The sequence below is a fragment of the Psychrobacter sp. 16-MNA-CIBAN-0192 genome (genome assembly GCF_040309565.1).
Lineage (GTDB): Bacteria > Pseudomonadota > Gammaproteobacteria > Pseudomonadales > Moraxellaceae > Psychrobacter.
Genome location: NZ_JBEOOX010000032.1, coordinates 1 through 1,803, shown reverse-complemented (window position 1 = coordinate 1,803; position 1,803 = coordinate 1). Strand labels below are relative to the sequence as shown.

General features: G+C 47.8%; 1 rRNA gene. It reads right to left on the bottom strand.

The window, feature by feature from the left end:
• Positions 1–1,521 (bottom strand): 23S ribosomal RNA (locus AAEY78_RS12215); the annotation flags it as partial.
• Positions 1,522–1,803: the final 282 nt, after the last annotated feature.

The window sequence follows — 1,803 nt, the reverse complement described above, 5'->3', positions numbered from 1 at the left end:
CTGTACAAGTACAGCTTGCTATCAGATCTCAGCCATATTACAGTCCGGATTTGCCTAAACTGTAAGCCTACATCCTTTCACCTGGACAACCAACGCCAGGCTGACATAACCTTCTCCGTCCCTCCATCGCACTATAAACAAGTATTGGAATATTAACCAATTTCCCATCGACTACGCCTTTCGGCCTCGCCTTAGGGGTCGACTCACCCAGCCCCGATTAACGTTGGACTGGAACCCTTGATCTTCCGGCGTGCGAGCTTTTCACTCGCATTATCGTTACTCACGTCAGCATTCGCTCTTGTGATACCTCCAGCATGCCTTACGACACACCTTCACAGGCTTACACAACGCTCCCCTACCACTTGAAAACAAATTCAAATCCGCAGCTTCGGCTCCTAGTTTGAGCCCCGTTACATCTTCCGCGCAGGCCGACTCGACTAGTGAGCTATTACGCTTTCTTTAAAGGATGGCTGCTTCTAAGCCAACCTCCTAGCTGTCTATGCCTTCCCACCTCGTTTCCCACTTAACTAGGAATTTGGGGCCTTAGCTGGCGGTCTGGGTTGTTTCCCTCTCCACAATGGACGTTAGCACCCACTGTGTGTCTCCCGGATATCACTCATCGGTATTCGGAGTTTGCATCGGTTTGGTAAGTCGGTATGACCCCCTAGCCGAAACAGTGCTCTACCCCCAATGGTGTTCGTCCGAGGCGCTACCTAAATAGCTTTCGGGGAGAACCAGCTATCACCGAGTTTGATTAGCCTTTCACCCCTATCCACAAGTCATCCCCTGGCTTTTCAACGACAGTGGGTTCGGTCCTCCGGTGCCTGTTACGGCACTTTCAACCTGCTCATGGATAGATCACTCGGTTTCGGGTCTATACCCTGCAACTAAACGCCCTATTAAGACTCGGTTTCCCTACGGCTCCCCTAAACGGTTAACCTTGCTACAGAATATAAGTCGCTGACCCATTATACAAAAGGTACGCAGTCACCCCAATAAATTGAGGCTCCTACTGCTTGTACGCACACGGTTTCAGGTTCTATTTCACTCCCCTCACAGGGGTTCTTTTCGCCTTTCCCTCACGGTACTGGTTCACTATCGGTCAGTCAGGAGTATTTAGCCTTGGAGGATGGTCCCCCCATCTTCAGACAGGATTTCTCGTGTCCCGCCCTACTTAATATGTTAACGCTAATGTTTCGAATACAGGACTATCACCTACTACGGTCAGCTTTCCCACGCTGTTCTTCTACATTAGCATCAATCGGCTTCTCCCCGTTCGCTCGCCGCTACTTGGGGAATCTCATTTGATGTCTTTTCCTAAGGGTACTGAGATGTTTCACTTCCCCTCGTTTGCCTCTTGTACAAGTACAAGATACCTAGCTTATGCTAGGTGGGTTTCCCCATTCAGAAATCTCCGGATCACAGGATATTGCCGCCTCCCCGAAGCTTATCGCAGGCTGTCACGTCTTTCATCGCCTCTGACTGCCAAGGCATCCACCATGTGCGCTTCATTACTTGACCATACAACCCCAAGTAGTCTTAACCTATCACTAGGTCTTAACTTCAAAGTGTTATATCAGTCTAATTATGATAACGATATCACCTAATTTTATACGCTTGATTCAGTTCTCTTTACTTTTTTGATAATCAACCCCTGGGATAACAACTGATGTCGTTAAGAGGTTGATTATCAAGGTTAGAGTGACACGTGAACATGTCACTCTAACCCAGACTCATATCTATGTTTTTAAATAGTCTCTATGCTCTCGTCGAGTCACAGATTCTGTATAAAACAGAAGTAAA